General features: G+C 44.8%; 4 protein-coding genes and 1 rRNA gene. All 5 read left to right on the top strand.

The window, feature by feature from the left end:
• A 5S ribosomal RNA gene (rrf, locus tag FWE37_08995) occupies nucleotides 1-106 on the top strand; the annotation flags it as partial.
• A 1,293-nt stretch (nucleotides 107-1,399) separates the two neighbouring features.
• Entirely contained in the window at nucleotides 1,400-2,269 is an 870-nt protein-coding gene (locus FWE37_08990; protein MCL2521115.1) for a hypothetical protein, read from the top strand.
• A 26-nt stretch (nucleotides 2,270-2,295) separates the two neighbouring features.
• Complete coding sequence (locus tag FWE37_08985; protein MCL2521114.1) at nucleotides 2,296-3,066, top strand: hypothetical protein; 771 nt, start codon at nucleotides 2,296-2,298, stop codon at nucleotides 3,064-3,066.
• Between the two features lie 18 nt (nucleotides 3,067-3,084).
• Nucleotides 3,085-4,722: a hypothetical protein gene (locus FWE37_08980; GenBank protein ID MCL2521113.1), complete on the top strand. Its 1,638-nt coding sequence runs from the start codon at nucleotides 3,085-3,087 to the stop codon at nucleotides 4,720-4,722.
• Between the two features lie 208 nt (nucleotides 4,723-4,930).
• Nucleotides 4,931-5,408: hypothetical protein (locus FWE37_08975; GenBank protein MCL2521112.1), on the top strand; the 478-nt coding region annotated here is incomplete at its 3' end.

The following is a 5,408-nucleotide window of genomic DNA, read 5'->3' as shown; positions in this document are numbered from 1 at the left end:
TTAAGCTGGGGGAAACACCCGTTCCCATCCCGAACACGGAAGTTAAGCCCTAGTTTGCCAATGGTACTGCAGCGTCTAGTTGTGGGAGAGTAGGTCGTCGCCAGTTTTTTATTTCCTTCACCTTGTCATTGCTAGCGTAGCAAGCGACAGCGTTAGGCAATTTATTATACATCTAGCTCTTAAAAATGATAGAACAAAGCCTCTCCAAGCGAGAGGCTTTGTGGTTTTCCTTTTGTGTAGTTTTGTGTCTTTCGTGGTTTATATTCTTGTAACGTTACTGCAAATGTTTTATATTCCAATGACTAATTTATAAATATTTTATCTTGACAAATTAATCCATCAATACTACAATTAATTACTATGGCTTAAGGCCGCTTGGTATAAAATTCCACCTCTGCACTAAAGATATTAACAAATATTGATAGGAAGGAGGACAAGTTTATGAAAATAAACTTAAAAAAGTGCTAGCAGCATTATGGATTACATACCAACTGCTAGCAGCCATTTTCCCTCGTTAGTAAATTAATTTATTAGCGAGGCCAAAAAAACCATAAAAGGTTTTCTCCTGCCCCTGCTACCAACAGGGGCAAGGTTTTATAACTACAGTATAGCCAATTTTAAGTTGTTTGTCAACCAAAAACTTTCTATGGCAACTACCCGCTTATAGATACCAAAAGTAAAAATGTCCACCAATCCCCTTTGCCGGCACAAAACCATAGGTTTTGATTGTATGGGTGGCTGTGGAGCAGACGAGGTAGTGGAAAAGGTTAACGACTAAATATAGCCATATTTAATGAATTACAATATTAATTATAAAATAAAACCATAAGGAAAATTAACCATGACACAAGCCGCAGGGTTGTGCACAAATGACACGAATAGGGTTACTCATACATTCGTGCAGCACGCGGCTAGCCCTTCGGCCCAGTGTGTCATTTGTGGTTATATCCTTACCTTGAATTCTCTTTTTTTAGCGTTTTTCGCGGTTCTATCTTTTTAAATACCTTTTTCTGCTGTTTTCTAGGAGGATTATTAGCATTTTATTTCTATGTGAACAGCTTCTTACACTTTTATTATTAGTTGAATAAATTTATCGAAGAGCCACTATCCCGGCCTAACGGCCACCCCCTTCGCCGGGCAAAAGGATAGCCCCCTTCGTTTCACCTTACACCTCCCCATAACTTTATAATACCATTTAAAATAAATGCTGCATAAACCCATTATTTTTACCTGCAAAAACAAGCTGTTTTTTGTTATAAAATATTGTAATGCAATATTTTAAATACCATAAATTGTTATAATAGAAAAAGCCAAAAAATTATAAAAAATATGCTTGACAATTTACAAAGCTGTGCTAAAGTAAAAAGTGTAACTTTTTTTTAATATAAAAGGAGTGTTTATGAAAACTTTAAGTAAATTTTTGCTATTAATAGTTTTAGCCGCTCTAGTGGCCTGCGGTGATGGCCGCTCGGCGGTAAGTGGTGTGCTTGGCGGCGGCGTGCCGCCAACTGGCCCGGGTGGCGGTGGACCGGGAGGACCCGGTGGTAATGCCCTAGAGCCTGACGCTGATGGCTTAATACGGGTGGTAACTTTGCCTATAAGGTTTAGGATTAATAATGTGGCTACAGCTACAGCGTGGGGGTTACATAATTTCGCGAACCCAGATCCGAGTGCTTCGGCATTTACAGCTAATAATGCTGCTGATGCCCTTCTGACGAATGCTACTATGGCTCAGCTTACTGTAAATGCGCGCAGAGTAGGTTTTGATTCTGTATGGCCAGCAGATGCAGCACAAGAGATAGTAGTGCGTATAAGTATCTCTGAATTTGATAGATTATTAGCGATAACTTCTGGCACCGCAGGTCATTTAGAGACTATGGGTGAAAATAGGGCTAATATTTTCTTTGTGTTTCCCGGTTTGGTTCCTAACCCTACTTTTCCTAATGCTCCTAGTGGTGTAGTTACTAATACAATAGGAACTTTTACTGATGTTAGAGTTTTTTGGATGGCGGGTAGGGCAGGAGGTGGAAGTGATTCTGCTCCTAATACAACTCCTAATACCCCTTTTAATATCGCAGCCATCGGTGGTGGAACGGTTAGGTATGTTCAAAACAATAGGGCGTTTACTTTTGTGGAAGGACAGAGCTATAACAATAACGCGGAGCGTCAGCGTCAAATAGGCTTTTTGCTGGTTGGCCCACCTAGTGCTTTTAATAACTATATAGTTGCACAAAGCGTTGATGGCAGCGGCATACCTATATTACCGTAAGCTATAAGAACAACAAAGGAACATATATGAATATATTAACTAAATTTTTATTGGTAACCGCTTTAACAGCCCTAATGGCCTGTAACACTAGTGGCTCTAGCGATGATGAAATTATTGTGGCCATTACCCTGCCTATTAGGCAGGTAGGCCCTAATGGTAACCCCGAGCAAGTAAATTTTGCACGTGGTTTAGCTTATGGCCAAACCGACCCCGATGAGGCCTTCGAGAGCTTAATGCGTAACCCTATTAGCCCTGCGCTGTTAATTCACGCAGCCGATTTAGGTTACGTTTTCCCCGATGGTAAAGAGGTTGTGGTGCGTATTACACCGGCCCAATTTGGCCGTTTATTACAGTGGAGTTCTAACAGTAACAACCAAGCCTCGCCTCTTAGCCGCGGGCCCGGCCACGATAACAACGAAGTGTGGGATTTTAGAATAGAACACACCGATTTTACCGATATTAGGTTTTTTAGAATGGCCAGTGAATGGCAGGGTTACGATTGGACGGTTTTTGATACCGAAGATACCGCCGCCGATTTTTTAAATACGCCCTTTCCAATTAATGCTTTTGGCGGTGGGGTAATAAATTACACCATTAACCGAAGAAGCACTCCAGCTTTTAGCCCGGCAGCCATTGCAGCCATGCCGGAAGCCGGTAGCGGCGGCACTGGTGCACCTAGTGTAGATGCTGCGCGGCAAATTGGTTTTATTTTGGTAGGTACCCGCAGTGCCTTTGAGGAATGGAATTTAATTGTGGCCGAAAGTGTAGATGCCGATGGCCGCCCCATCTTGCGTTAAATTAAAATAGGAGTAAAAATGAAGATTTTAACTAAACTTTTAATAGTGTTAATCATAGCCGGTTTGGCAGCTTGTAATAATAGCCGTTCATCGATACCGCCGGGTAGTCCCGGCAGCCTCGCCAACCTTAACAGCGGCGAAATAACGGGCGAACATAGTTTTGCTTTTGCCCGGCACGGCGTGTGGTTTGAAACCGCCTTTGCCGAATGGCGAGCCCCAGAGGGTATGACCAGCTTTACTGTAGAGGTATATGATGGCGCTGCTTGGGTAAGCCTAGACGAACATCAAGGCGGTAACGGCAACCTTAGCGGTATGCCGGAGGGGCAGCGCACTCACTCCCAATTTTTGGTAAGGCAAGTAGATAGCGTTACCGGCACTTGGCGGGTAGATGTGCCCGGCCTTTCTAACGGCTACCATAGCGCCGACCAGCCAATTTATGGCCTGCGTATTAGCAGCGGCGCCACCACCTTAGCTACCATTACCAACTTAAGGCCCGTCGCCTTTGATAGGCAAGGGTATGCCTTTGTAGGCAACCCGGCTCCCGGCGCTTATAACCAAGACGGCACCGTTAAAGCTAATGCCAGTATATTTTATGTAACCCACGCCAATATGAACGAGGTGCTAACCGGCGGTGGTAGCGGCCGTTTCCGGGCCACCGGTAGCGGTACAACTTTTAGCGGCCCAACGATTGTTCGCTTTTTAGGACGGGTGGGCTACTGGAACAATGTAGCGGGCGATAGGTTGCAAATTCCTAATGCCGCCGATGGTAACCACATGCTCGTTTTGCGTAACTTTACAGCTGGTATGACTTTTGAAGGTATCGGTACCGATGCCGAAATTAACGGCTGGGGTTTTCAGATAATGAACTCGTCATCGGTTGTATGGCGTAACCTTACCTTTGATTGGTACTTTGAAGATGGTATTATGGCGCACGGCGGAAATGCTGACCGTGCTTTGCGCAACTTTTGGGTGCACCACAACACCTTTAGTTATGGCCAAGACACCCGCCACCTGAGAGGCCGCGATGACGACCACGATAAAGGCGATGGTGCCAGCGATTTTACCAACCAAATTAGCCACTTTACCGTTAGTTACAACCACTATATAGAAACCGGTAAATCGATGTTAATTGGTAACAACCTGTCGGATACGGTAGGGCATGGCACTATCCATCATAACTGGTTTGAACGCAGCGAGCAACGTACCCCGCGCGTACGTAACGCATTTATTCACGTTTTTAATAACGTTTATGATAGCACTAGCGTTTACGGGATTGCCGCCGGCCATCTTGCCAACATTGTAGCCGAAGGAAATATCTTTACCGGTGTGCACCGTCCCTTTATGATTTCGGGGCAAGGCGCTGCCCTTAACGCCAGCGGCAACAATGCCTTAAGCCAAGACGCACCGGGTGCCATCATCACCAGCGAAGTGCCTAACCATAGCTTTTGGGCCGGACGCGGCCTTGTGCCTAACGCCTTTAGTAACGTTACGCGCTACGACCCAAGCACCGATATTGGAGCAAGTAATGCCAACCGTTTGGGCGCCCATACTTTTATACAGTTTGATATAACTACCAACTTAAGCGACAATATTGGTGTGCAGCCGCCTTCGGCCGCCGCCCCGCGTGTGCGTAATTTAGCCGGTGTAATGCGCTAAATGTTTTGCCGCAGCTACATTATTTACTAAATCCCCTTCTTTGAAGAAGGGGGCCCAAAGGGCGGAGTAGTGGTTATAAGAAATAATCATCACTTTATTAAAATGGCTTTTAGTTTAGCAAGTATTTGAAAAAAATACTTGCTAATTTTTTATAAGCAAGCTATAATTAGTTTTTAATCAAATATAGACAAGAGGTGAAAAGTTAAAAATGTTAAAGACTTTTTCAAAAACAGTAAAAACTTTGCCGCTATTGGCTGTAATGGGTGCGTTGGTAGCCTGCGGAGCTAGAGCCAATGTGGTAGAGAGCGGCACTTGGTTCGAGACTGCTTATGCCGTATGGATTGCTCCTAATAACACTGAGCAATTTAGGGTAGAAACCCGTTTAAATAACGGCGATTGGCTGGCGGTAGACACCGAACTGGTGCGCCAAATAAATACCGCCACCCATACTTGGCGGGTAGATGTGCCCGGCCTGCGTAACACCGCCGGCAGCTCTTATAGTCTGCGCATTTTAAATGCCGCTAACAATAATGTACTGGCTACCGTTAATAATTTGGTGGCCACCCCTTTTGATAGGCAAGGTTACGCTTTTTCGCCCAACTCGGTTAATGGGCTAACCACCACCACCGGCGGTTACAACGAAGACGGCACCGTAAGGGCCGATGCCGAAATTATTTATGTAACTC

The organism is Spirochaetaceae bacterium, from assembly GCA_009784515.1.
Taxonomy (GTDB): domain Bacteria; phylum Spirochaetota; class Spirochaetia; order WRBN01; family WRBN01; genus WRBN01.
Note: the sequence above shows the minus strand (reverse complement) of the source record. Positions and strands in the feature narration are given on the sequence as shown.